This is a genomic window from Acinetobacter sp. ANC 5600 (genome assembly GCF_002018395.1).
Classification (GTDB): domain Bacteria; phylum Pseudomonadota; class Gammaproteobacteria; order Pseudomonadales; family Moraxellaceae; genus Acinetobacter; species Acinetobacter amyesii.
Map to the genome: position 1 here is coordinate 215,715 of NZ_MVKW01000004.1, position 24,021 is coordinate 239,735.

Below are 24,021 nucleotides of genomic sequence, written 5' to 3' on the forward strand. Positions count from 1 at the left end.
TTTTTAGAATAAGGAAAAGATTCGTGACCTATCTGTTTATCGCTGATTTACATTTGTCACCTGAACACCCTCGACTCGTTCGGGGGTTTTTAGCTTTGTTAGAACAATACAAAACTCAAAATACCCAGCTGTATATTTTAGGTGATTGGTTTAATGCTTGGATTGGTGATGACTTTACTGCCCCATGGTTAGACGAAATCATTGCAGCGCTTAAAGATTTTACTTCTTTGGGAAATCAAATTTATTTCCAAGTGGGTAATCGTGACTTTGCATTGGGTCAAAAGTTTTTAAATAAATTTCACGGTCAATTATTACAAGACGTTGATTATCTCCACATTGGCAACTATAAAATTCGTCTCGAACATGGCGATTTACTTTGCACCGATGATGTGTCTTACCAAAAGTTTCGTAAAGTGATTCGTAATCCTTTGCTTTTAGGTTTCTTAAAAAGCTTACCGCTTAGCATTCGACAAAAAATCGCCAATGGATTCCGCAAAAAAAGTACAGAAACTAAGCAAGTTAAATCTTATGCAATCATGGATGTAAATGCTGAAGCTGTAGAAAAAGCTTTAGACGAAGCCGATCTACTGATTCATGGACATACCCACCGGCCCCAAATACATGATGTGCATGGCAAACTACGTATCGTTTTAGGGGACTGGCGCGCAGAACAAGCTCAAATATTAGAGGTTGGTGAAAACCCATCTGTGAGTGATTTAAAATTAAAAAAATGGTCTTACTAACCCTTAGACTTTAGTTAATCCTGTCGTCATATTTGGTTAAAACAACACATCCAGATATCAAGACATAGCCTTTTACCAGACTATCTCAAAAGATTATCAATTGAACTGCATCCTACATATAGCAGATCAACGTCATTTAAAATCTTAAAAAAACAAGGTTTAAACTTAAAAATAATTTCACGAGGAATTCACTATGGACTACTTTCATCCACAGTGAACATCTTCAGATATTAATTAAGCAGCAATGACAGGTTGCTCAACTGCTGGACTATTACCAATTTGCCATACATATGGTAGCGGCGTTTGATTAATCTCCCAATCACCAATGACTTTCTGTTTATAAATAAGTGGATTATGCGATGACACTACACGAGCATTACGCCAAAAGCGGTCTAACTGTTTAGTTGTCGAGCTTGCTGAAGCGCCCAAGGCATTAAACAACTCACTACTCAAATTTAGTACCAACTCTGATATGACCACTTGCCCTTTAGAGGATTCTAGCTCCGCACGGTCATTCGCTTGCTGATCCAACTGGGTATCAGACTGAAAATGACTTAAATATGCGACATCTAAAGCTTCTGCTGCACGAAGTGTAATTGCTTCAGCTGCATAAGACTGTGCCGACGCCTTACCAATCACTTGTAAAATTTGTGCATCATCTCGAACTAAATCAGCATTACCATGGCTGTAAATACGTGTGCGTTCACGGACTTCATTACTGAAAACGTCCACAGCATTTTGTGCTATACCTGCCAGCGTTGCCAAATGCACGACCTGATAGAACGCCGTTTGATATTTAAAGCGCTGATCGAATGGCAAAATATGATCACGATCAATACTGACATCTTGAATATTCAGTGTGCCGCTACCTGTGGTTTTTTGGCCAAAGCCATCCCAGTCATCGTATACTTGTATGCCAGCGTCATGTGTTGAAACTGCGGCTATAACATGTTGATTCGTTGTTTCATCTAAAGCGAATAGATCGATCCAATCTGCAAAGATTGTTCCGGTAGAATAGTATTTTTGACCATTGACCCTTAGCTGACCTTGCGCATTTTCAGTAACTCGGGTAACAACATCTCCAATTTCAACTTTTCCGATTTCTGTCCAAGCATTACCGACCAAATCGCCTTGCAGAAAGCGTTTAAACCAAACCGTTTGATCTTGTGTTTTTTGCGCATTTAAACGGTCTTCTACAAAAGCAAAATGACCTCTTAATGCCTGTACAACATTAGAATCGGCCTTAGCCAATTCAATTAACAACTGAAACAACTGTTTTTGTGAAACCCCGTCACCGCCAAAAGCCACGGGTACACGGACCGCACCAAATCCAGCTTGTTTTAACCATGAAATTGCATCATACGGCAGTTTCCTATTTTGTTCCCGCGCCAAAGCGCCTTCTGCAATTCTCTGAAAAATCGGACGGAACTTAGCGGCCACTTGATCATAGTCAGCACCTAAAGATAAGGGCTGTTTATTATTTTGAATCGTCATAATCTTCTCCTCTTAACTCCAAGCATGGCGCGGCGGTGGTACATCATTTAAATAGTAGTTGCCTACAATATTCAGCTTCCAACGTACGGGATCGTGCAAAGTATGCGTGCGCGCATTACGCCAATGACGGTCTAAATTCAGCTCAGACAACGTTGATCGTGTGCCTGAGAGTTCAAATAGTTTATTCGCCGCAAGTAACGCAATTTCAGTCGTCAGGACCTTAGATTCTGCTGTCAGTAGTGTTGCCTCTGACACCGTTTCTTCTGTTGGGTTCTCTACGGCTCGGTCTATCGCTTCACCCGCCAAAGCCAACACTGCCTCTGCAGCTCGGAGTTTAATTTTCAACTCGCCGATGTTGGCAATCGTATACGGATCTTGCACCGCCGTTTCTAAGCCTGAGTCAATCCAAGGACGTGCATGTTGGCGCACATATTGAATCGTTTCATTAATCGCACCGCGCGCAATACCAGCATCGACAGCAGATTGAATGAATTGAGAAATAGCGCCCGCAGCCGTTGGACGTTCAAAAGCTTGATGAATGGGTACAATGTGATTTAAATCCACTTTGACATTGTCTAACAGTACAGAACCGCTGACTGTCGTTCTTTGTCCAAAACCACTCCAGTCGTTAATAATGGTTAAACCAGGCGTATGCTGGGGTACTAAGGCTGCATAAGGCTTTCCATCATTCACAGCAACAACAGGTATCCAATGTGCAAGCAAAGCGCCTGTTGCAAAGAATTTTTGACCATTAATGAGCGCATGATCATCTTTAAACTCAATGGCTGTTGTTAATTCTGCAACTGTTTTGGAACCTTTTTCTGAAAATGCATTGCCAAAGCGTTTACCTTGTAAGACTTGATCAAAGAAAAACTCTTGCTGTGATGGATTTGCATCCAAACGAATATGCTCGACAAAGGCCCAATGGTTTTGAGCAATTTGTCCTAGGGATGAGTCTGCACTAGAAATAATTTTGACCACTTCTGCAAGGGTTTTATAACTCACTCCTGCACCACCAAATTGACGCGGTACAGTAATGCCCCACAAACCTGATGCTGAATATTGCTGTACTTCCTGTAAAGGTAAGCGGCGTTCATGATCGCGTTTAGCTGATTCTTTGGTAAATTCCACTGCTAATTGTTCAGCAACCTCGATAGCTTCTTGATCAGATCGAATAATATGCGCTAAACCGTTAGATTGATAGAAATCGCGCGGAATGTTTTGCGCCTCTTTTAGTTTAATTTCAATTTTTGAAGTCATTATTAAAATGCTCAGTTTAGATATTATTCAAATAAGCTAGCACTTTTTATTTTGATTATTTATAGAATTATCATCAAAACAAATCAGTTTTCATGACATGGAATTTACATTTTTAATTGTCAAACAAAATCTTTATAAGCCGTACCAAACAAAAAAATATCTGCTTATCCATATGAATATATGAAGTATTCAAAAATTATGATTAGCATTTATTCAGATTTGTTTTTGACTTTTTATTAATAAATGCAGCTGTATTTTTATATACCCTCTTATGCAAGAGATTAAATAACCCAGTAAAAAATCATGTCTAAAAATATTCGCTTCAATGCCTTTGAAATGAACTGTATTGCACATCAGTCACCCGGTCTATGGCGTCATCCATTAGACCGTTCTACAGAATACAAAAACCTAGAATATTGGACCGACTTAGCTAAAATTTTAGAACGCGGAAAATTTGATGGCGTATTTATAGCAGATGTTTTGGGTATTTATGATGTCTACCACGGTTCTGCTGAACATGCGCTGACTGGCGCTGTCCAAGTACCTGTGAATGATCCTTTGCAAATTGTTCCAGCAATGGCAGCTGTCACCAAGCACTTAGGCTTTGGTGTCACGACTTCGATTTCATTTGAACATCCCTATCCTTTTGCACGACGTATGAGCACTTTAGATCACCTGACGAAAGGCCGTGCCGGATGGAATATTGTGACTTCATATCTAGAAAGCGGCTCTAAAAATTTAGGCCTAAAAACCCAAGTCAGTCATGACAACCGCTATGACATTGCAGATGAATACTTAGAAGTCCTCTATAAACTTTGGGAAGGCTCTTGGGAAGATGATGCCGTGCTGCGCGATAAACAAAATGGTATCTTTGCTGATCACCGCAAAGTGCATCCAATTCAACATGAAGGAAAATACTTTACTGTTCCTGGCATTCATATTTGCGAACCTTCACCCCAGCGTACACCGGTTTTATATCAAGCTGGCGCATCCGCACGCGGACAGCAGTTTGCCAGTCAAAATGCAGAATGTGTTTTCATCTCGGCACCGACTCAAATTGCAGTAAAAAAACTGGCCGATGGTATTCGGCATAATTTAGTAAAAGAAGGCAAAGATCCCCATTCTGTCCTGATCTATACCATGCTGGCCATAGTGGTTGATGAGACCGATGAAAAAGCCCAAGCTAAGTTCCGTGAATATCAGCAATATGGCAGCTATGACGGCGGCTTGACCCTGGCTTCTGGCTGGTCAGGTGTCGACTTTTCTCAGTTTAAACCAACAGATCAAGTGGAATACATTCAAACCGATGCCATTCAATCTATGCTGCAATCTTATGTAGAAGCAGATCCTGATAAAATTTGGACGATTGAGGAAATTGCAAAATGGACCAGTGTCGGCGGTAACGGACCTGTTATTGTCGGCTCTCCAGCAACCGTGGCAGACCGCTTACAAGAGTGGATTGAGTACACTGGTATCGATGGCTTTAACTTAGCCTACATATTGGCGCATAAGAGTTTTGAAGATATTGTGGAATACGTGGTACCAGAATTACAACGTCGTAGTGTATATCAAACAGAATATGCTGACGGAACCTTGCGTGAAAAACTCTTCGGCCAAGGCGCGAAATTGCCCGACAACCACCGTGCGGCGCAATACCGATATAAAAATCACGCTCAAGTTGCGAACAAGCATCAACACTTTGAAATGGCTTAAGCCGCTTTTTTTAGGCAAAAAAAACAGCAGAAGATCTGCTGTTTTTTGCTTTCAGGCTAAGCGATATAGCTGGTTTGGGCCAGTATAGAAGCTTTTACCATCTAGATTCAGGTTAAATGTCTCACCTGATTCTAATTCAATCATTTGCCCAACATCAACCCAAATTAAACCAGCATTGGTATTTTGTTGACGTTTCAAAGGCACCAATTTCACATTAATTTCATCGCCATTTACAGCTTTGGCAGTTTGCCAAGTATTTAAAATATTCAAAAGATTTACTCAACATGTGAGCTTTTTGTGACAGAACAAAGAGATTAATCAATCGGGTTTGGAATAATAATTCTGTAGTTACAAAGATAAGATTCAAGTCAGAAGCTTGAATACAGATAAATCACAATCAGCTAAATAAAAAAGATAAGCAGGAACATTACCCGCTTCGAGTTAAGCAGAAGTATACAATATTGCGCTTTGATTAGCAAAAGTAGAGTTTACATATACTCTAAGCCACTACTTTTGCTAAAATTATTGAATTAAAATTTTAACCATCGAGTAAATTAATTACCCATACAGTGAATAATATAACGAAGGCTGTATCGCTTAGTAACCACCTTCTGTTTTCGTAACTGGGGTATCATTTTTGTATTTCGATAAAAGTTCACGTAACGAATTCATGAGCACACTGGTATCGACACCCACGGCAACAAATTCTGTGCCTAACTCGATATATTTCTGAGTCACATCATGTTGTGTCGACAAAATACCTGCAGCTTTACCCGCCTTACGTATGCGCTGAATCGCATCAATCACGGTTTTTTGTACTTCAGGATGATTCGGATTCCCTTGATAACCCATCGTCGCCGACAAATCCACGGCACCAATAAACACCCCATCGATGCCATCAATTTTCAGTATTTCATCTAAGTTTTTAATCCCTTCAATTGACTCAATCTGAATCAGTAAACAGATATTTTCATGTGCATTTGCATAATAGTCAGGAATACTGTTCCAACGTGTTGCACGTGCTAATGCTGCACCAACGCCTCTAATACCCTCGGGTGGATAACGTACTGCCTTAACCATAAGTTGAGCTTGTTCAACAGTTTCGACCATAGGTATCAGCAAGGTTTGCGCACCGATATCCAACAATTGTTTAATCAGTTGCACACTACCAATTGGAGGGCGAACCACAGCCTGCGAAGGATATGCTGCAATACTTTGCAGTTGCGACAATGTCGTCCGCAAGTCACTTGGCGCATGCTCACCATCAATTAGCAACCAGTCATAACCTGCATTTGCAGCTATTTCAGTACCATAAGCATCGGCTAAACCGACCCACAAACCAATCTGCTGTTCGGTTTTTAATTTTTTCTTGAAATGATTGGTGTAATCCATCGCTGCTGTCTCATGCTTAAACTATGATTAACTACAATTGATTAAACGCCTTTTGGCAAAAACTACCAATAGCATTTATCTATCTTATGATTTTATATAACTCTAATTCGCACTTCATACAGCTTAAATCTGTTAATTTTTAGCCATTGAGTCCAGCATATACGACTAAGATCTATCCTTGGAAAATTTTCTCCTTAGACCATTTGGCCATTTATCCGCTAAACTACAGCAAACTATATCTGGAGATATTCGATGGATCTGTTAAACGTATCAAAACAACGCTATACCACGAAAGCATATGATCCTGCTAAAAAAATTCCACAGGAACAATTTGAGCGTTTATTACAAATACTCCGTTTAACACCATCTTCCATTAATATTCAGCCTTGGCATTTTTTTATTGCAGATCATGATGCAGCCAAGCAACGCATTGCCAAAGCCTTAGTAGGAAAATATGCCTACAATGCCCCAAAAGTTTTAGATTCATCACATACGATTTTATTCTGTACTAAAGCAGACATTACTGCAGAGCATTTAGATAATCTTTTAAATCAGGATGATCGTAGTGGTCGCTTTAAAGATGACAAAGCCAAACAAGGTCAAAAAGACAGTCGTACAGGTTATGTCGATTATTATCGTAATGAAAAAGGTGATATTCAACGTTGGGCTGAAAACCAAACATTTATTGCTTTAGGTCAAATGCTTTTGGCAGCAGGCATTGAAGGTGTGGATGCAACTCCAATTGGTGGATTTGACGAAGCGATCATCACTGAAGAATTGGGCTTAGTTGAACAAAACTTGATTCCTTCTGTACTGATGACTTTAGGCTATCGTAGCGAAAATGATTTCAATGCGAAATTACCTAAATCACGTCTGAATGCTGAAGAAATTTTTACACACCTCTAAGCTTTCCATAAAACCGACGAAAGGGGCAATTTTGCCTCTTTTTTGTCATTTCGGGACTTATTATTTAAACAATTATCGAGTATATTCTGCTCAAAATATACTCAGGTCTCTCCCTATGCCTACAGCTATAAAATTACCTATGAAATTTCATTGCGAAGCGTGCAATACGGTTTATTTACAAAAATATGCGGGCGATATGCTTCATAGCTATCCAAACTGCCCAAACTGTAAACAACCGGGTCAGTTACAAGGCACGATTGAAACTCAAGATTTCCTAAAACACCCCGTTGCAGTGGGTAAATGTTATTTTGAAAATACCTTACAACGATTTCAACAACTCACACGTTAACTAAGCATCTAAAACTAAAAGCCCTCAATACGAGGGCTTTTTTAATAACGACATATTTAGCAACAATGTGAAAATAGAAAATTTATAAATTGGTCTGAACTTTGCTGAATAAATTGAATCAGAACAACAAATCAAGCAGAGGTGGGACATGTCATATTTACTACAAATGCCGATGAAGTTTGAATGCGGTCATTGCCATCAAATGTATCTGCATACTTATCAATATACCGACCTCCACTGCCCTGAGTGTCCAACGTGTCGAGATCAAGGACTGCTCATGGGCCTGGCTGAATGGGATGATGTACTACAGCACCCGATCGTTTTTGCTAAAAATTATCTTAGACAGACATGGCATATGCTAAGCAAACCACACTCATGATCCCTGCAATCAAACCAAATACGGTTGCGACTCTCAATTTTTCTTTAAAGATGATAAGGCCCGCAACCACACCTAAAACCACGACCAAAATATTCATTCCAGCAAACACGATTGCAGGTGTGTCTTTAAGCAACATGTGGGCTTTCACATACAGTGCGATATTGGCAAAGTTCAAGAGACCTAAGCCCAATCCAGCGAGGATATTTTTGGTCTGCCCCAAACTGCCGTGCTGTACGATGTTATAAATGCTCGAAAGTAAAAATGCACAAATAAACACCAAATTTAAAGTCACCGCAAACTGCATGCCCAAACCTGAAGCAAATTTTAATAGCACATCAATCAGTGCATAGCCTGCCCAAACGCTTAATAAAAATAAAATCCCCTGCTTTCCATCAATGCTTCCCTTGCGCTGTGAAAATAAAATCAGCAATACCGCAAGTACACCAAGTGCAATACCAATGAGCTTAATAGCATTAAAATATTCACTGAAAATAAAATAGGCTGCGCTAAGAGAAAGCACAACAGATAAGCGCTGAGCCAATTCGGTTTTTAAAATACCTGCTGTTTGCAGTGAGCGTGCTAAGCAATAAAAAATCGTCGGCAATAATACACCCAAAGCCGCAATTAAAACCCACGGCGTTTTATTAATCGAAATATGAGCTAGATCCGGCTTAAACCATAGAAAACATAAAATACTCGCAGATGCATAATTCCATGTGATCATTTGTGCAGGGTTAAAACCCCGATCACGACAGAGTTTTAGAATTACTGAAACGAGAACACTGCAAATCGCGGCAGCAAAGATCAATTCCATGACACGCTCTTATTCTTGAGTTGTATTTAAAGCAATATTTCTAAGTTCAAATCAAAGAAAAGCCCACTTAATTGTGGGCTTTTCTTCAAAAATAATCTATCTCAAGACAAATTATTTATAGTGACTCACCATTTTCTCTAAAGAAATTGGACGAATCTTGTCAGCATTACCCGCTGTACCAAATGCTTCATAACGATCGATACAAATTTGTTTCATTGCATCAACAGTTGCAGAGAAGAATTTACGTGGGTCAAATTCAGCTGGTTTTTCAGCCATCATACGGCGCATAGCACCTGTAGATGCAAGACGTAAGTCAGTATCGATGTTAATTTTACGAACACCGTGTTTGATTGCGTCTACAAGTTGGTCTACTGGAACACCATAAGTTTCGCCGATGTTACCACCGAATTCATTAATTACAGCTAACCATTCTTGTGGCACAGAGCTTGAACCGTGCATTACAAGATGCGTATTTGGTAACGCAGCGTGAATTTCTTTAATACGGTCAATCGCTAAGATGTCACCTGTAGGTGGGCGAGTAAATTTGTACGCACCGTGTGAAGTACCCACTGCAATTGCAAGTGCGTCAACATTGGTATCAGCTACAAATGAACGCGCTTCTTCAACTGAAGTTAAAAGCTGAGAATGATCAAGTACGCCTTCAGCGCCTACACCATCTTCTTCACCAGCCATACCAGTTTCAAGGCTACCTAAACAACCGATTTCGCCTTCTACTGAAACGCCACACGCATGTGCCATTTGAACAGTACGACGAGTCACGTCTACGTTGTATTCGTATGAAGTTGGCGTTTTACCGTCTTCACCTAAAGAACCGTCCATCATCACTGATGAGAAGCCAAGTTGAATAGAACGTTGACATACATCAGGGCTAGTACCATGGTCTTGGTGCATAACCACAGGAATATGTGGCCATTCTTCGATTGCTGCCAAAATCAAATGACGCAAGAACGGAGCGCCTGCATACTTACGTGCACCCGCAGATGCTTGTACAATTACAGGTGAATTTGTTGCATCTGCTGCAAGCATAATTGCACGCATTTGTTCTAAGTTGTTTACGTTGAATGCTGGTACGCCGTAAGCATGTTCGCCGGCGTGATCCAAGAGCTGGCGCAATGAAATAAGAGCCATAATATCCTCCCAGGTAATGCCGCATATTCTACATGCTCAATCATTTCAATTCAGCAACAAATAACACTATTTAAAAAAAAATCCCTGCATTTGCAGGGACTTTTTAAATAAAGACAACAATCTTAGTGAGCTGCTGCTGCTGAAGCGGCTGTTTCAGCGTCAGCTGTTGCTTCGTCTGCAGGTGCATTTGCAATTTCAGCAGGAACATCTTGGTTCTTTTCATCCAATACTGGCTTATCAAGTTCATCAATGGCTTTTTGTTGTTCTGGCGTTGTTTGAGCATTGTCTACGGCAACAGCAGATGCTTCTGATTCCGTTGGTGCAGACTCTTTTTTAGCACAAGCTGTCAAAGTTAATGGTGCGATTAAAAGTACAGCAAGTGCAAGTTTTAAGTTCATCGTTGTTTCCTACTACTGCGAATTAGGTGTTGCGATGAATTTTATTGCAGAAATATTGCACTTTGATGACGGCAAAATGAATGGGCGATAAAAAAAGGCTGACCGAAGCCAACCTTTTTTAATACTGTACTATCTGATTAATAATACTAAATTAAGCACGGTCAAGAAGCGCTGCTACAGCAGGAAGAGTTTTACCTTCAACGAATTCAAGGAAAGCACCACCACCAGTCGAGATGTAACCAATATTGTCTGCAACTTCATATTTATCAATTGCAGCAAGCGTGTCACCACCACCCGCGATCGAGAAGCCTTCAGATTCAGCAATCGCTAAAGACAATGCTTTAGTGCCTTCGCCGAATTGATCAACTTCAAACACACCTACTGGACCATTCCATAGAATAGTTTTTGAAGTTTTCAAAATCTCAGCAAATGCTTTTGCAGTTTCAGGGCCCACATCCAAAATCATGTCGTTGTCTGTTACATCTTCAACTTTTTTCACGACAGCTTTAGCAGCAGCTAATGAACCGAGGAAGTCTGCAAAATCAATTTCAGCAGCATCAGCAACAACAACATCTGTTGGAAGTGGTACTGATACTTTTGCAGCAATGGCTTTTGCTGTATCGATCAAGTCATTTTCACAAAGTGATTTACCAACATTGAAGCCCGCAGCAGCTAAGAATGTATTGGCAATACCACCACCCACGATCAATTGATCACAGATGTCAGATAGTGAAGTTAATACATCTAATTTAGTAGAAACTTTTGAGCCTGCAACAATCGCAACCATTGGTTTTGCAGGAGTTTTAAGTGCACGGCCTAGCGCATCAAGCTCAGCAGCAAGTAAAGGACCTGCGGCAGCCACTTTTGCACAACGTGCTACGCCTTCAGTCGATGCTTCTGCACGGTGAGCCGTACCAAATGCATCCATAACGTAAACATCACAAAGTGCTGCATATTTAGCAGATAATTCAGGATTGTTTTTCTTTTCACCTACATTGAAACGGCAGTTTTCAAGTAAAACCACTTGACCTGGCACAACGTCAACACCATCCAAATAGTCAGTGATCAATTGAACATCTTGACCCAAAGCTTCTGTTAAATAAGCGGCTACAGGTGCTAGAGACTGTTCTGCTTTAGGCTCACCTTCAACAGGACGACCTAAGTGTGAATACACCATTACAGCAGCACCTTTTTCTAAAGCTGCTTTAATTGTTGGCAACGCCGCACGTAAACGTGCATCGCTTGTAATCACGCCATTTTTAACTGGTACGTTAAGATCTTCACGGATCAGAACACGTTTACCCGCCAAATCTAGGTCAGTCATACGCTGAAAGTTCATGCATTACTCTCTTTTATTGATATCAAAACGCGACGATTTTAAATGATTATGCAGAAAAACGTTAGCTTCTTTTGCAGAAAAGCTATGTCGAGCCAAAGTTTTGTTATGATAGCGAAAAGCCTTATAAAGATTCAGCGCTTATGTCGATTCATCCAGACCCAAATATTAATCGTTTAAATGTTTTAGGCGAACCCTTGGCAAGCTGTTGTTTTGATCCGATTACCGGATATTTTAGAAATGGCTTTTGCCATACAGCAACAACAGACCTTGGTCAGCATACGATGTGTGCACAAATGACATCTGAATTTTTAAACTTTTCCCAAAAAGTTGGCAATGACCTAATCACACCCTTACCCGAAGTTGGTTTTCCAGGACTACAACCTGGTGACTTCTGGTGTATCTGTGTGACTCGCTGGGTGGAAGCGTATCAAGAAGGATTTGCCCCACCTATTAAAATACAAGCGTGTCACCAAGCGGTGCTGTCTTATGTACCGCTTGATGTACTTATGGAATATGCAGTGTAATGAGTACTTCCAAAATCATTTTGGCTTCTAGCAGCCAAACCCGTAAAGACCTAATGGACCGTTTACGGATTGATTACCTCTCAATCGTACCAGATATAGACGAAACACCTCGTGGTGAGAACCACGCTGATGAGTTGGCAAAGCGACTGGCATTTGAAAAAGCTTCAGCAATTGCAAACCAACACCCAGACGCGATTGTGATTGGTTCTGACCAAGTCGCATGGCGCGAAGGCGCACCAGATATTTTTATCGGTAAACCGCTTTGCGATGAAAAAGCCATTAAGCAGCTTCAAGCCAATTCTGACAAAATCGTTTATTTCAGTACGGCACTCAGTGTCCAACAAAAATCGACAGGTTTTGAACAAACCCTTGTCGAGCACTATAAAGTGAAGTTTCGCAAACTTAGCTTGCCTGAAATTGAACGTTATGTTCAGGTTGAACAACCGTTACACTGCGCTGGCAGTTTTAAATGTGAAAGTTTAGGGATTAGCTTATTTGAAGAAATGATCGGGCAAGACCAAACTACACTCATGGGTATGCCGATGATTAAACTCTGCAATATTTTGCGTGAGCTTAAGATCTTAGTCCCATAATTTTAAAATCTTTATTTGTTACAGCATAATAAGCAAATCATTAGCTCTTTATGGGCTAATGATTAAAAAGTCACTTACTTATTTATTACAACCAAGAACTGAAAACATGAAAACGTTTAATTTAATTTCATCTAGCCTCATTAGCATTAGCCTTCTATTTTGTTCGACAAACGGTCATACCAATACAGTGAATCAAACTGTAACCAACTCTCAGCAATACAACAAAAACTTAGTCAATGAATGGGTTCAATATAAATTTATCTATGCTGAATTAGAACAACAAGGCGCTGCAATGCAGGAGCAAATCATTCAACAGCTAGGCACTAAGACCAAAACCGGTGGTAGTAACACGCCAGAACAACAAATCAATAAACTGGTTGCTCTAGGCAAACAAAAATTTGAAAGCATTCAACCACAAACAGTTGAAGTAAAAAAACTTCTAAAACTACAAAGCGAAAATGTTGAAATGATGGCAAAAGTCATGCCGAATCATTTCAAATTAATGTCTGATAAAGAAAATACTAAAATTGACACCAATGCACATTTTGAGCAATTCATGAAATTTTCAGCGACCACGGCTGCTGCCAATAGCTATGATTTGGAAGTTGAAAAATTAGTCATGCAATATCTCAAAGACAATCCTTTAAAATAGTCTCAAGCTAATCGAAATAATTTAATGAAATAGAGCCTTGCTAAAAACAGGAATCTCAAGGGACAATATATCCATTGAAATTGTATGTATTTAGCTATGGCTCATTCTCTTGACATCCTCGGCGGCATCAGCGCTGAACAATTCCTTGCCGAATATTGGCAAAAAAAACCATTATTGGTTCGTAATGCACTCCCTGAAATTACCCAAATACTTGAACCGAAAGATGTTCTTGAATTGGCTTTAGAAGATAACGTCACTGCACGTCTCATCAAACAAAAAGATCGTGATCCTAACCAATGGACAGTAAAATCTTCTCCACTACTTAAAGCCGATTTTCAAAAAATGCCGAAACTGTGGACTTTATTGGTTCAAGCTGTCGATCATTATTCTTTTGACCTAGCCGAGCTATGGAAGCAGTTTTCATTTATTCCGCAATGGCGTCGTGATGACATCATGGTGTCGTATGCACAAAAAGGTGGCTCTGTCGGGCAACATTTTGATTTTTACGATGTCTTCCTCGTACAAGGCTATGGTCACCGCCGTTGGCAATTGGGTCAGATGTGTGATGCAGATACTTCATTTGTCGAAGGTCAACCGCTTCGCTTACTGCCAGAAATGGACGTTCATTTTGATGAAGTACTTGCTCCCGGCGACTTACTTTATGTGCCACCAGGCCTATCACACTATGGCGTAGCTGAAGATGAATGTCTGACGTATTCATTTGGCTTCCGCATGCCAAATGTCACTGAAATGATGGATCGAGTGACAGACAAATTCACAGACAATCCCCTACTTAAAAATCCATTAACTGACATTTTACGTGACCAAATCAGTGCGATCGGCCAAGTGACTGAAAATGAACTTGAGTATTTAAAAGAAAAGTTATTTGAACAATTGCAAAATTCAACCGTACTTGAAGATGCAATCATGAGCTTAATGTCAGAACCTAAATATCCTGACAATATTCCTGAAGCCGAAGAAATCGGCACTGGTGATCTTGAAGAGGCCTTAGATCAAGGCTATCAACTCATGTTAGAACCGGCTTCACGCTTACTATATACAGAGCAAGACGGTGATATTTTGTTTTGGGCAAATGGCGAAGGAATCTGTATCTCAGACGAATTTGCATTGCATTTAAAAACCATTGCCGATGGTCAAAGTCTAGCGCTAGACGAATCTTTATATGATGCTGATATTTTAGAAGATATTGCCATGCTATTAAATGAATCTGTGCTCATGCTCGTCCCAACAGAAGTTGAATAAAATCAATAAAAAAGGGAGCGTCATGCTCCCTTTTTATGCTACTGAATAGCATTATTTTCGCTTTCTCCGATTTAAAAAATCTTCGACTTGATCGGCTTTTTTCTCCACGATCAAACGATAAACCCATACAATCAATAACACCAATCCAATAAACCAAAGATAGCGCATTACACCGTATTGACTACCTTTGCCTTGCCAAATTTGTAATTCAATACTTTGAAACTCCACATTCCTCGACTCTAACAAACTTAGTTGACTGGTCATACTATTTGGATCAATGGCAGCATTGACTGAAAAAGGCGCACCGTCCATAACAAAAATAAATTCTTGTCCTGCATCCAATGTCTCTAATCGTTCAACCTGATCAATACCTGCATCCATTTGCATAAGATTGCTTGAGGTTTGTTGAATAGCGGCATTGTAGTTATCAATTTGAAATTTTACAGATACCTCACCACTGGTCATTGCCCTACCTTTGACCAACAAGACTGCACGATATGGGTTTTGATTGGATGTCGCCGTGTAATCCACTGCAAAATTTTTAGTGTTTAATGTATTTGTATCGCTTTGACTTTCACTGAGTAATTGTTGAATTTCTCCAGTACTTAACACCGCATGCTGGAACAAAATCTGCCCATACTCACCTGGTTTAGGCGCATGATCCTGCGAACCACAAGCTGCTATAAAAGTGACACAGCAGAAGAATGCAATGCGCTTTAGATGACTTAATATCGAATTGATCATCATTTTTATTATTTCAACATATTATTTTACGCAGCTGATTTTAAATTAATTTCTGTTTGAATAATGGTACAGCCTTGCTGAGAATGAATTTTGAAATTCCCACCTATCCGCTCGACACGCATTTTCATACTTCGCATCCCAATACTCATGCCATGATTAGAAACACTCTCAACATCAAAACCGACGCCATCATCTTCAATAGTTAATAACAATGCGCCATTTTCGAACTGTGACAGCGTGACATTGACATGATTTGCTTGGCTATGTTTCACAATATTGGTCAGGCTTTCTTCAATCACTCGTATTAAAGTCAGACACTGAATTGCCGTTGGTTTGATCGCCCACTGCGAAGGAATACACCATTTGGCATTCATTTCCACTTCATCCATCAACTGACTAAAGCGATGTCGAACAGGTGCGATCCAGAGCAAAGGTGAATCTGGCACTTTACTGTCTAAAGATGATCCACTATCAATAATTTGCCTTAAATCATCGCGCAATAATTTCAACATCGACAAGAACTGTCTGTTTGGAATATTACTTTCACACTGATCAACCAAGATCATCGAGCGCACAATGGATGCGCCCAGACCATCATGCAGATCATGCGATAATTTAATCCGTTCCTGCAGGCGTACATTACTCAGTTCAAGCTGATGTTTATCATTCAAGCTACTACATAGTTCATCACTGACTTTCTGAACTTCAAATGCCAAATCATCATTATATTTTTCAATTTTCTGTATATTTCGATTGAGTCTCGCCCCCAAGATCACCACTATAAATAAGGTTATAATCGGTGAAGTAAAGGGTGATAAAGGTGTAAAATTTTCTTTTGGAAAGAGTACCAAGACCATGATGTCAGCTATGACTATCACAATTATCGCAGTCAAACAGATTGCTAATAAAATATAGTCCTTTCTTCGTTCTTTGAAACAAATTTTACACAGATAGAGGTAAGTGATAAAAAAGAATGCACAATACAAAAAGAAAATAAGGCTCGAAATATCTGCATTTTGTTCGAATGGCCAAATACACACCACACCAATCAGTGCAGCAGTCAACATTGTAAATGACAGTTCTATTCGTGGAAACTTACGCCCAAGAAAGCGTAAGATATAAATGCTAAAGCACTGAAAGTACAGCATTACAAATATCAGATTAGCTTTGGCAGAAAAAACCGAATCTGGGTATGGAAAGGTTTCAGTAGTCAGGGCATTACTGAGAAATAAAATCCACAGCACTGTTGAAAGCGCAAACCAGCCAAAACTGGTATCACGAGGACGCATCAACCAAATAATAAAGCAAATTAGACCCAAGACCCCAGAAAGAAAAATATTTAACTGTAAAATGGTCCGACGTGTAAACGTTGTTTTTTCAGCTTGCTCAACCGTTGCCATTACATTGTTAAATATTACGGGGCCCAAGCCAGCATTTAAACTCGAGTAACCATACACATAGATCAAAGTTTCATTATGATCATGTTTGATTCCACTTATCGGTAAAATCCAATAGCGCGCAACATTCCAACTTTTAGAAATCGGTTCTTGAAGATTTTTATTAGTCCACAGCAAGTCGCCATTCAGAAAGACTGAACCCGTATTAATGATATAATCAATATATAGTACGATGGGTTCTGCCAAACGGGCATTATTTTTACAGTACCAAGACCAGTCTAGTTTATACCAAGCACCACCTTGATAACCTTCCCAGTCTTTATCTTCTTTCCAACGATCAGGTAATTGTGTGGTTTTCCATCCCGTTCTGGGTAATTCTTGATTGGATGGTGTCTTCACCCTTGAAATGCTATTCACAGTTACATTACATTGATCATTTACAGGGAATACTTGCTCTGCATGACTCAAGCTCCCCCATACTAAACAGAGGATAAATAAGAAAAAATATCCTCCTTTACGCATTATAGAATACCCATAGATCTTGCTGTACTCACGGCTTTGGTTCGTTTCGTTACGGCTAATTTTCGGTAAATATGTTTAATATGGCTTTCTACGGTATAGCGTGATACAAAAAGCTGTTCAGCAATCTCACGGTTACTCAAACCTTGAGCAACCAAACATAAAATTTCTTTTTCACGACTGGTCAGCAGGTTTAAGTCTGCTTCATCGGCGACTGTTTGTTCTGGACTTGGTGCTTCAGCTTCGGATATTTGTTTTAGGATTTCTCGTGCAATAAATGGGTCAATCGGCGCCCCACCACGTAAAATACTCCGAATAGATAAAAGTACTTCAGCATCATCACGTTCTTTTAATACATAGCCTGTTGCACCTGCTTTAATCGCAGCAAATAAGCTTTCTTGTGTACTCCATGCAGAGACAACCAAGATCATAGTATTACTTTCGAGGGAACGTATTTTTTCAATAATTTCGATACCACTGCCATCAGGCAAACCTAAGTCAACTAAGGCTAATGATATCGGTTGTGTCTCTACGGCTTGAATAGATTCTTTAACATTTTTGGTGAAGATAAGCTCTTCACGCTTATAACCCAGCTCCGTCAAAATTTGACGTAAACGTAATTGAATAATTTCCTCATCTTCAACGACAAGCACCGGTACGGGTAGTATGACTTCTTGTGGTGACATGATTTACTTCCCCCGAAAAAATGAAATGTCTTTTACATTAATGAGTTTAATCCTTTTAGGATATCCCTATAATTAAGTAAATTTCTTATTTTTAATAATTTATTCTAATTCAATTGATGCAGCTATGATGCATTTTTCTTCTAATTTTAGACCCATTTATCATTACAATATGTGTATAGCCATCTGTCTGACTATACACTGCACTTAGCTTAAACTTGAGTAAGATTAGCTCAAATATTGCTTTTTCAGATATTGCACAATTTTTTCAGATTCGAAAAGTTCAACACCAGTATTAGGATCTTTGAAGTATGGCACTTGAATATTGTTCCCCATGATTTTTAACACTTGTTCACGCTTACCACCTTTCATGGGTACATATTTACCAGGTTTTAAGCGCATTACTGCTAATCCCTGATCTTGCCAACGTTCCTTAGCCACATTATGAAAGGTATATGCCAATTCCATTTCAGACAATGCGCAACGTACGATGCGTGTATATGGACTCGCTTCAAAACCCCATAGTTCTAAGAGTTGACTTGGAGCATCACGATGGATAACTTTACGCTGCACCCACACGCCTTGAGCCCCATTAATTAAGGTTCCAACATAAGCAACATACGGAATTTTAGGATAACTGGCATATTTCTTAGGAGTCTGACCTGTTTTGCCATAATGTTTAAATAAATGATGAATAATTTGCTGAGATTCGTACAAACGATCCCCAGTATTGTCATCCACCAAGAAAGGGAATTGCTGTTTTCCACCCAATTTTTGCACGTCTAAACGGTACTTTTTAGCCCCTTTGGGACATGGGTAGACATCATAATCCAAATTGAGTGTGGTTAGTACTTCTCGTACACGACGACAATAGGGAGACCCTTCAAATTCGTACAGTTTAAGGGCTTTTTCAGGTTGTTTCGGATAAGGCGTCCCATTTGTACCTCGTCCGCCTTCTGCTACGCCTGAGAGCAACGCTTGCGCCACTTTTAATTGATGCAACAACATACTTTTTCCTTTCTTTTTTTATTTGGTATTTTTATACAACAGCCGAGAGTCCTCAGCTGATGTTTGTATTTTCTTTTTCACATTTATATCGTCGTGTATGAGCAAGAATTACGCTTTCATTCCACGACTAAAAATTCAAATACGCTTATAAAGCAACCAATTGCTCTTTTGAAACAACAATGCCGTTATTGTCAGCATAGATGAAATCACCGGACTGAATGTTTACACCACCAAAACTTAATGGAATATCTGTTTCACCCACGCCTTTGCGGTTACTTTTTTGTGGAATCGCAGCCAAAGCATGCACACCTAAATCAAGTTCTGCAATCGCATCAACATCACGCACGCAGCCGTAAATAATGACACCATTCCAATGATTGTTGACTGCAGATTCAGCAATCATATCGCCCATCAAGGCACAGCGCATCGAAGCGCCACCATCCACAACCAATACTTTACCAGTACCATCGGTTGCCAATAATTCTTTAACACGAGAGTTATCTTCAAAACATTTGACCGTCACCACCTGACCGCCAAAACTTTTTCGTGCACCATAACTTTGAAAGAATTTACCATCCATTGATGGGATCACCACTTGTAATTCTTTGTCTGGATGATCATCAAGTAAATCACAAGTGACGAATGGAACTGTAGACACGGTATTTCCCTCATTTAATTGTTAGTATGCGTAAATTATCATAAATCTCGAACTTTTCAGTCTGAGTTTGTGCCGCCTCGACCATAGTATGAGCCACTTGCTGTGCTGTCACTGGCTTAAATTTGAAACGATCAGGTACAAAATGCGAAAAGCGCATATAAAGTTTCTGTGTCGCATCTTCTAAACGTCGAGATTCATGACGCTCACCAAGTAACAGCGAAGGTTTTAAAATCGAAAGTTGATTTAACTTTAAGGTTTTTAAATAATATTCCAATTCACCTTTGACTCGATTATAAAAAAACGCGGAATTGGCTTTTGCGCCCATTGCACTGACAATGATCAATTGTGTATCTGTATATTCTAATAATTCAGCAAAATGCGCATTGATGCTAAAATCAATTTGATAAAAATTATCTTTAGACCCTGCTTTTTTAATGGTCGAGCCTAAACAACTAAAGGCATGACTATAATCTCTCACATCATCCTGAGTCAGAGAAAGAAAGTCACTGATCACCATTTGTTGAACTTTTGCCAGTCCATTCAGTTCATGGTCACGCTGACGTACCACAGCCGTAATATTCTTACATCTTGCATTTTGACTGAGCTGACGAACCAATTCCCGCCCGACCAATCCTGTTGCTCCGATGACAATCGCATTCTCTATACTTTTAGTCATTTTTCATACAATCTCAATCACTTTAGACTAATCTAACGTTTTCTTTAAAATTTTTCTGCATCTAAAATGTTGTCAAAGCATGTCAAGACTTGACTTAAGCGCTTAGTTTAATCACAATATGGCACTTGTTTACGGGCTGGTGATAGTTCTTCTGATGTTGGTTTTCAGATGTAATTTCAGCCCGCCCAGACCAATCTATTTCAAGGAGTGCACGAGTGGCAAACTCTGCTCAAGCAAAAAAACGTGCTCGTCAAAACGTTAAAGCACGTCAACACAACGCAAGCTTACGTTCTATGGTTCGTACTTATCTTAAACGCACAGTAGCTGCTATTGCTGCTGGTGATTATGCTGTCGCTACAGAAGCTTACAAAAAAGCTGTTCCTGTTATCGATCGTATGGCTGATAAAGGCATCATCCATAAAAACAAAGCTGCTCGTCATAAGAGCCGTTTAAATGCACAAGTTAAAGCTTTAGCTAACTAATTTGTTGCGATGAAAAAAGCCCTTTTTAGGGCTTTTTTTGTGCCTATCGATTTTTAAAGGCAAAAAAAATAAGGTCCAATAAGGACCTTATTTTCTATTTACAGATTATTTATTGATCAGCCTCATATTCGTCGCTGATAAATATATCCATAATAAGTTTTGGCTTGCTGTCAAATTTGTCCAACGTTGATTGCCACCATTGGTACAGCTATATCGAATTAAATCCGCACGGTTATTCTGCAAACGTCCCGTATTTAAATCCATACATTGACCACTTTGACGAATCGTTGTAGTCGCAGGGTCCATGGTCCAAATTTGGTTGGTTTGGTTTAACACACAACGTTCTAGCGTCACTTTAGCTGAACCACCATTGCCTGTAATGCATTGATCGGGATTTGACTTACTGTGTATACGACCAATGGCATCATATACCCACTGTTCCGATTCGTCCGCAGTACATCCGCTTGGACCACTAATATATAAGTTTAATTTTCCATCGGTTAATGTTTCTGCTTTCAAACAGTTGTTACCATTTTTGATCAATGTTGCCTGATCAAACAAACCTTCCTGAGATACTGAAAGCTTTGTCATAAATGCGTCGAGTGCACTTTGTGCCTCAGGAACTTGATTGGTTAGGTCTTGTGCATACACATTCATCCAACGATTTAGTCGGTATGCTGTGTTTTGTTGCGATTCATAACGGGTTAATTGCTGACGCGCCACACTATTCATCAATGACTTGTCATTTTTATATGACTCATACAGCATTTTTTCAGTTGGATTTAGTGCAACAACAGCATTTACAGCTTGCGCTTCCAAAGCACTTTCTAATTGAGGAAGTTCGATAGCACGCAATGCACTATAACCATGCTGACGCCCAATTTTGACAGCCGGCTTGATCGCTGTGCTGTAGACTGGAATATCAATATTTGCTAATAACTTGGCTTCTTCACCTGCTTTTTTACAATACAAATCAACTTTCTGTGGTTGATCTGCCAAAGCTAAATTGACATGCAATTTATTGGCATTACTGCCTAATCGTGCAGGTGCTAAAGCAATATTGTTGACTTTATTCGTGTATTGCACATTCAACCAACATGCCGCTTGATCCAAAGCGGTATTGGCAGCATTTAAGTCATATACATTACCCCAGTTTGAACGTGCCGCAGGATATAACAAACCGACTTGATTGACAGGATCATAACCACCTAAAATTGTAATGACAGGCTGACCAAAGACCCGTGGTCGTGGATAATTTTGATCTGCGTTATACCAAACCGGAGCCGTAGAATTTGGCATCTTCGGTTGAGCGACTTCCATTTCACGAGTGGTTTTGTTCCACTTTTTGTAGCCGGTAGGCGAAGTTTCATCCCAGACATAACGGTCAAAGTGTGGTTGAATTTTCAGGAATGTGCTGTAACCCGTATAGTGTGTGTAGCGTGATACATTACTATCAGGATACCCGCCGGACATGGCATCTTTTCCGTACGGAAACAAATTTTTAAAATTTGGGATACCATTCGCTCCATCCCACTTCCATGTCGCCGTCCATGATAGATTTCCGCGCATCATATGACGGTTGGCAATATAGCCCCATCCACTATCCGCATGATGTGCAGCCCAAAATAGATTATCACCTACCTGACCAGGGTAATGTCCTAAACCATAGTGATGACCGATTTCATGGCTAAATTCATTCCCTACAGAATCATAGAGTGTCAACATACCATTACCGCCACTCAGGCCATGGGTATGCACACCATTGGCGTAGTTCCCCTTCGTATGATGGACAACCACTGTTTGGGTTAATTGTGGCTGGCTCTGGTTGGCCATAGATGCACTGGTAATGCCCCAGTTGGCAAGGTTTATACCAACACTAAAGGTTGATTTACCGACATCCTCACGCATGTCTCCTGCATAGACACCCCCATCTCCGGCACTTTTACTGTCATAAATAACACCTGAAGATACCATTGCACGTGTTAACTGAATATCATCATATTGTGCAACCGTCATTTCTGCTGCAGGAATGGTTTGGAAATAATCTGTGCCCGCTTTTTCAGGCTCTAGTAACATATAGTGGCCGGTAGAATTTGGCTTATCTGCCAACATACCAACACGGATATTATTTAAAACCAATTCCCCTGGTGCAGCAAAATCGATTTTATCCTCAGCCAATTCACCGCTGACTTTATTTGCGTCAATAAATTTTAATCTTAGACCGGGTTTAACTTCATCCCAATTGAGTTTCGTGGTCCACGCACGTTTACTGTACCAAACATCTGGACGACCTCTTTGCCCACTCTGGTCTGAAACAGGCATCTGCGTTGGATCATCCAATGTCGCAGTGCGCACTAAGCGATTGTTTTGATAGATTTCTACTTTGAGTTGCTTGATGTTTTGCATATCAAGTGTTGGCGTCACGATAAGCAGCGCTTCTTTTTCACTGGTTAACCGTGGCATTTTCTTGGATTCGTTCGCATTCGGATCGACGACATGACTTTGACCAAATTGAACTTGCGCTGAAAAGTTGCCGACTAAATCATTTCGTATTTCACGAACAGCATCATTTGCATCGTAGTCATAAAAGCCAATACTGGTATCATCGACTATGTCTTGGGTCGGTTCTGGATAACTGGCAGTTGATGCAGAGCCACCTGAACTATCACCACCACCTCCGCCACCACAAGCAACTAACATCAATGACACAATACAAATTGATAACTTGTTATATGAAAAACCTATCACACTTTTCACTACTATTCCCCAATTAGCCACAAAAGAATCCAATAAAGAGACTTACATAAAATATATAAATCAATAATTTATAACAAAGTTAATGCTATTTTCTTTTTTTAAATCATTCAATTGCCGTGTTTTGTCACT

24 protein-coding genes are annotated in these 24,021 nt (G+C 39.9%); 9 read left to right on the top strand and 15 right to left on the bottom strand.

Features of this window, described 5'->3' with window-relative positions:
• Positions 1 to 23 precede the first annotated feature (23 nt).
• The gene (locus B1201_RS10630; RefSeq protein WP_078193501.1) at positions 24 to 743 is read left to right on the top strand and encodes a UDP-2,3-diacylglucosamine diphosphatase; all 720 of its coding nucleotides are present in this window, start codon (positions 24 to 26) and stop codon (positions 741 to 743) included.
• Positions 744 to 977: 234 nt separating this feature from the next.
• Here the strand turns inward: B1201_RS10630 and B1201_RS10635 are convergent, their stop codons facing one another.
• Together B1201_RS10635 and B1201_RS10640 are read right to left on the bottom strand one after the other, a co-directional pair.
• Positions 978 to 2,237 carry an acyl-CoA dehydrogenase family protein gene (locus B1201_RS10635; RefSeq protein ID WP_078193502.1) on the bottom strand — a complete coding sequence of 420 codons (1,260 nt, stop codon included), beginning with the start codon at positions 2,235 to 2,237 and terminating at the stop codon, positions 978 to 980.
• 12 nt (positions 2,238 to 2,249) lie between these two features.
• Positions 2,250 to 3,497, bottom strand: a complete 1,248-nt coding sequence (locus B1201_RS10640) for an SfnB family sulfur acquisition oxidoreductase (RefSeq protein ID WP_078193503.1) — start codon at positions 3,495 to 3,497, stop codon at positions 2,250 to 2,252.
• A 303-nt stretch (positions 3,498 to 3,800) separates the two neighbouring features.
• Between B1201_RS10640 and B1201_RS10645 the strand changes: the two genes are divergently transcribed.
• Positions 3,801 to 5,210 (top strand): LLM class flavin-dependent oxidoreductase, encoded by a 1,410-nt coding sequence (locus B1201_RS10645; RefSeq protein WP_078193504.1) that lies wholly within the window; start codon positions 3,801 to 3,803, stop codon positions 5,208 to 5,210.
• Between the two features lie 51 nt (positions 5,211 to 5,261).
• On the opposite strand, the gene B1201_RS10650 is transcribed toward B1201_RS10645, so the two are convergent.
• Together B1201_RS10650 and hpaI are read right to left on the bottom strand one after the other, a co-directional pair.
• The gene (locus tag B1201_RS10650) at positions 5,262 to 5,480 is read right to left on the bottom strand and encodes a transposase (RefSeq protein WP_078193505.1); all 219 of its coding nucleotides are present in this window, start codon (positions 5,478 to 5,480) and stop codon (positions 5,262 to 5,264) included.
• A gap of 327 nt (positions 5,481 to 5,807) precedes the next feature.
• Positions 5,808 to 6,602: a 4-hydroxy-2-oxoheptanedioate aldolase gene (gene hpaI / locus B1201_RS10655; RefSeq protein ID WP_078193506.1), complete on the bottom strand. Its 795-nt coding sequence runs from the start codon at positions 6,600 to 6,602 to the stop codon at positions 5,808 to 5,810.
• Between the two features lie 252 nt (positions 6,603 to 6,854).
• Here hpaI and nfsB point away from each other — a divergent pair, with 252 nt between their 5' ends.
• Both nfsB and B1201_RS10665 read left to right on the top strand, forming a co-directional pair.
• Entirely contained in the window at positions 6,855 to 7,508 is a 654-nt protein-coding gene (gene nfsB, locus B1201_RS10660) for an oxygen-insensitive NAD(P)H nitroreductase (protein ID WP_078193507.1), read from the top strand.
• Between the two features lie 115 nt (positions 7,509 to 7,623).
• Positions 7,624 to 7,857 (top strand): hypothetical protein, encoded by a 234-nt coding sequence (locus B1201_RS10665; protein ID WP_078188692.1) that lies wholly within the window; start codon positions 7,624 to 7,626, stop codon positions 7,855 to 7,857.
• 338 nt (positions 7,858 to 8,195) lie between these two features.
• Here the strand turns inward: B1201_RS10665 and B1201_RS10675 are convergent, their stop codons facing one another.
• From B1201_RS10675 to B1201_RS10690, 4 genes are all read right to left on the bottom strand, one after another.
• On the bottom strand, positions 8,196 to 9,050 hold the full coding sequence (locus B1201_RS10675) for an EamA family transporter (protein ID WP_078193508.1): 855 nt from the start codon (positions 9,048 to 9,050) through the stop codon (positions 8,196 to 8,198).
• A 111-nt stretch (positions 9,051 to 9,161) separates the two neighbouring features.
• Positions 9,162 to 10,199 carry a class II fructose-bisphosphate aldolase gene (fba, locus tag B1201_RS10680; RefSeq protein WP_078193509.1) on the bottom strand — a complete coding sequence of 346 codons (1,038 nt, stop codon included), beginning with the start codon at positions 10,197 to 10,199 and terminating at the stop codon, positions 9,162 to 9,164.
• 122 nt (positions 10,200 to 10,321) lie between these two features.
• Complete coding sequence (locus tag B1201_RS10685; protein ID WP_078193510.1) at positions 10,322 to 10,597, bottom strand: hypothetical protein; 276 nt, start codon at positions 10,595 to 10,597, stop codon at positions 10,322 to 10,324.
• A gap of 151 nt (positions 10,598 to 10,748) precedes the next feature.
• Positions 10,749 to 11,936 carry a phosphoglycerate kinase gene (locus B1201_RS10690; RefSeq protein WP_078193511.1) on the bottom strand — a complete coding sequence of 396 codons (1,188 nt, stop codon included), beginning with the start codon at positions 11,934 to 11,936 and terminating at the stop codon, positions 10,749 to 10,751.
• A gap of 140 nt (positions 11,937 to 12,076) precedes the next feature.
• Between B1201_RS10690 and B1201_RS10695 the strand changes: the two genes are divergently transcribed.
• The 4 genes from B1201_RS10695 (at position 12,077) to B1201_RS10710 (ending at position 14,968) form a co-directional block, all read left to right on the top strand.
• Complete coding sequence (locus B1201_RS10695) at positions 12,077 to 12,460, top strand: DUF2237 family protein (protein WP_078193708.1); 384 nt, start codon at positions 12,077 to 12,079, stop codon at positions 12,458 to 12,460.
• Positions 12,460 to 13,053, top strand: coding sequence for a Maf family protein (locus B1201_RS10700; protein WP_078193512.1), 594 nt, complete (start codon positions 12,460 to 12,462; stop codon positions 13,051 to 13,053). Before B1201_RS10695 ends, B1201_RS10700 begins: the two co-directional genes overlap by 1 nt.
• A 106-nt stretch (positions 13,054 to 13,159) precedes the next feature.
• Positions 13,160 to 13,705, top strand: coding sequence for a hypothetical protein (locus B1201_RS10705; RefSeq protein WP_143221692.1), 546 nt, complete (start codon positions 13,160 to 13,162; stop codon positions 13,703 to 13,705).
• A 96-nt stretch (positions 13,706 to 13,801) separates the two neighbouring features.
• Complete coding sequence (locus B1201_RS10710) at positions 13,802 to 14,968, top strand: cupin domain-containing protein (RefSeq protein WP_078193709.1); 1,167 nt, start codon at positions 13,802 to 13,804, stop codon at positions 14,966 to 14,968.
• Positions 14,969 to 15,019: 51 nt separating this feature from the next.
• On the opposite strand, the gene B1201_RS10715 is transcribed toward B1201_RS10710, so the two are convergent.
• The 6 genes from B1201_RS10715 to B1201_RS10740 form a co-directional block, all read right to left on the bottom strand.
• Positions 15,020 to 15,715: a hypothetical protein gene (locus B1201_RS10715; protein ID WP_078193514.1), complete on the bottom strand. Its 696-nt coding sequence runs from the start codon at positions 15,713 to 15,715 to the stop codon at positions 15,020 to 15,022.
• Between the two features lie 23 nt (positions 15,716 to 15,738).
• Positions 15,739 to 17,577, bottom strand: coding sequence for an ATP-binding protein (locus tag B1201_RS10720; protein ID WP_306670022.1), 1,839 nt, complete (start codon positions 17,575 to 17,577; stop codon positions 15,739 to 15,741).
• Between the two features lie 53 nt (positions 17,578 to 17,630).
• Positions 17,631 to 18,314 (bottom strand): response regulator transcription factor, encoded by a 684-nt coding sequence (locus B1201_RS10725; RefSeq protein ID WP_078188703.1) that lies wholly within the window; start codon positions 18,312 to 18,314, stop codon positions 17,631 to 17,633.
• Positions 18,315 to 18,539: 225 nt separating this feature from the next.
• Positions 18,540 to 19,319 carry a glutathione S-transferase N-terminal domain-containing protein gene (locus tag B1201_RS10730; RefSeq protein WP_078193516.1) on the bottom strand — a complete coding sequence of 260 codons (780 nt, stop codon included), beginning with the start codon at positions 19,317 to 19,319 and terminating at the stop codon, positions 18,540 to 18,542.
• A 145-nt stretch (positions 19,320 to 19,464) separates the two neighbouring features.
• Complete coding sequence (gene rraA / locus B1201_RS10735; RefSeq protein ID WP_078193517.1) at positions 19,465 to 19,977, bottom strand: ribonuclease E activity regulator RraA; 513 nt, start codon at positions 19,975 to 19,977, stop codon at positions 19,465 to 19,467.
• A gap of 10 nt (positions 19,978 to 19,987) precedes the next feature.
• On the bottom strand, positions 19,988 to 20,653 hold the full coding sequence (locus B1201_RS10740; protein ID WP_078193518.1) for an NAD(P)H-binding protein: 666 nt from the start codon (positions 20,651 to 20,653) through the stop codon (positions 19,988 to 19,990).
• Between the two features lie 215 nt (positions 20,654 to 20,868).
• Here B1201_RS10740 and rpsT point away from each other — a divergent pair, with 215 nt between their 5' ends.
• Complete coding sequence (rpsT, locus tag B1201_RS10745; protein ID WP_078188707.1) at positions 20,869 to 21,135, top strand: 30S ribosomal protein S20; 267 nt, start codon at positions 20,869 to 20,871, stop codon at positions 21,133 to 21,135.
• 105 nt (positions 21,136 to 21,240) lie between these two features.
• Here the strand turns inward: rpsT and B1201_RS10750 are convergent, their stop codons facing one another.
• Positions 21,241 to 23,835: a M66 family metalloprotease gene (locus B1201_RS10750; RefSeq protein WP_171263788.1), complete on the bottom strand. Its 2,595-nt coding sequence runs from the start codon at positions 23,833 to 23,835 to the stop codon at positions 21,241 to 21,243.
• Between the last annotated feature and the right edge of the window lie 186 nt (positions 23,836 to 24,021).

What these genes read in the sequence shown, in the direction of transcription:
- B1201_RS10635 (WP_078193502.1), bottom strand. Translation starts at nt 2,237, where the DNA reads ATGACGATTCAAAATAATAAACAGCCCTTATCTTTAGGTGCTGACTAT.
- B1201_RS10640 (WP_078193503.1), bottom strand. Translation starts at nt 3,497, where the DNA reads ATGACTTCAAAAATTGAAATTAAACTAAAAGAGGCGCAAAACATTCCG.
- B1201_RS10645 (WP_078193504.1), top strand. Translation starts at nt 3,801, where the DNA reads ATGTCTAAAAATATTCGCTTCAATGCCTTTGAAATGAACTGTATTGCA.
- hpaI (WP_078193506.1), bottom strand. Translation starts at nt 6,602, where the DNA reads ATGGATTACACCAATCATTTCAAGAAAAAATTAAAAACCGAACAGCAG.
- nfsB (WP_078193507.1), top strand. Translation starts at nt 6,855, where the DNA reads ATGGATCTGTTAAACGTATCAAAACAACGCTATACCACGAAAGCATAT.
- B1201_RS10665 (WP_078188692.1), top strand. Translation starts at nt 7,624, where the DNA reads ATGCCTACAGCTATAAAATTACCTATGAAATTTCATTGCGAAGCGTGC.
- B1201_RS10675 (WP_078193508.1), bottom strand. Translation starts at nt 9,050, where the DNA reads ATGGAATTGATCTTTGCTGCCGCGATTTGCAGTGTTCTCGTTTCAGTA.
- fba (WP_078193509.1), bottom strand. Translation starts at nt 10,199, where the DNA reads ATGGCTCTTATTTCATTGCGCCAGCTCTTGGATCACGCCGGCGAACAT.
- B1201_RS10685 (WP_078193510.1), bottom strand. Translation starts at nt 10,597, where the DNA reads ATGAACTTAAAACTTGCACTTGCTGTACTTTTAATCGCACCATTAACT.
- B1201_RS10690 (WP_078193511.1), bottom strand. Translation starts at nt 11,936, where the DNA reads ATGAACTTTCAGCGTATGACTGACCTAGATTTGGCGGGTAAACGTGTT.
- B1201_RS10695 (WP_078193708.1), top strand. Translation starts at nt 12,077, where the DNA reads ATGTCGATTCATCCAGACCCAAATATTAATCGTTTAAATGTTTTAGGC.
- B1201_RS10700 (WP_078193512.1), top strand. Translation starts at nt 12,460, where the DNA reads ATGAGTACTTCCAAAATCATTTTGGCTTCTAGCAGCCAAACCCGTAAA.
- B1201_RS10705 (WP_143221692.1), top strand. Translation starts at nt 13,160, where the DNA reads ATGAAAACGTTTAATTTAATTTCATCTAGCCTCATTAGCATTAGCCTT.
- B1201_RS10710 (WP_078193709.1), top strand. Translation starts at nt 13,802, where the DNA reads ATGGCTCATTCTCTTGACATCCTCGGCGGCATCAGCGCTGAACAATTC.
- B1201_RS10715 (WP_078193514.1), bottom strand. Translation starts at nt 15,715, where the DNA reads ATGATGATCAATTCGATATTAAGTCATCTAAAGCGCATTGCATTCTTC.
- B1201_RS10725 (WP_078188703.1), bottom strand. Translation starts at nt 18,314, where the DNA reads ATGTCACCACAAGAAGTCATACTACCCGTACCGGTGCTTGTCGTTGAA.
- B1201_RS10730 (WP_078193516.1), bottom strand. Translation starts at nt 19,319, where the DNA reads ATGTTGTTGCATCAATTAAAAGTGGCGCAAGCGTTGCTCTCAGGCGTA.
- B1201_RS10740 (WP_078193518.1), bottom strand. Translation starts at nt 20,653, where the DNA reads ATGACTAAAAGTATAGAGAATGCGATTGTCATCGGAGCAACAGGATTG.
- B1201_RS10750 (WP_171263788.1), bottom strand. Translation starts at nt 23,835, where the DNA reads ATGTTAGTTGCTTGTGGTGGCGGAGGTGGTGGTGATAGTTCAGGTGGC.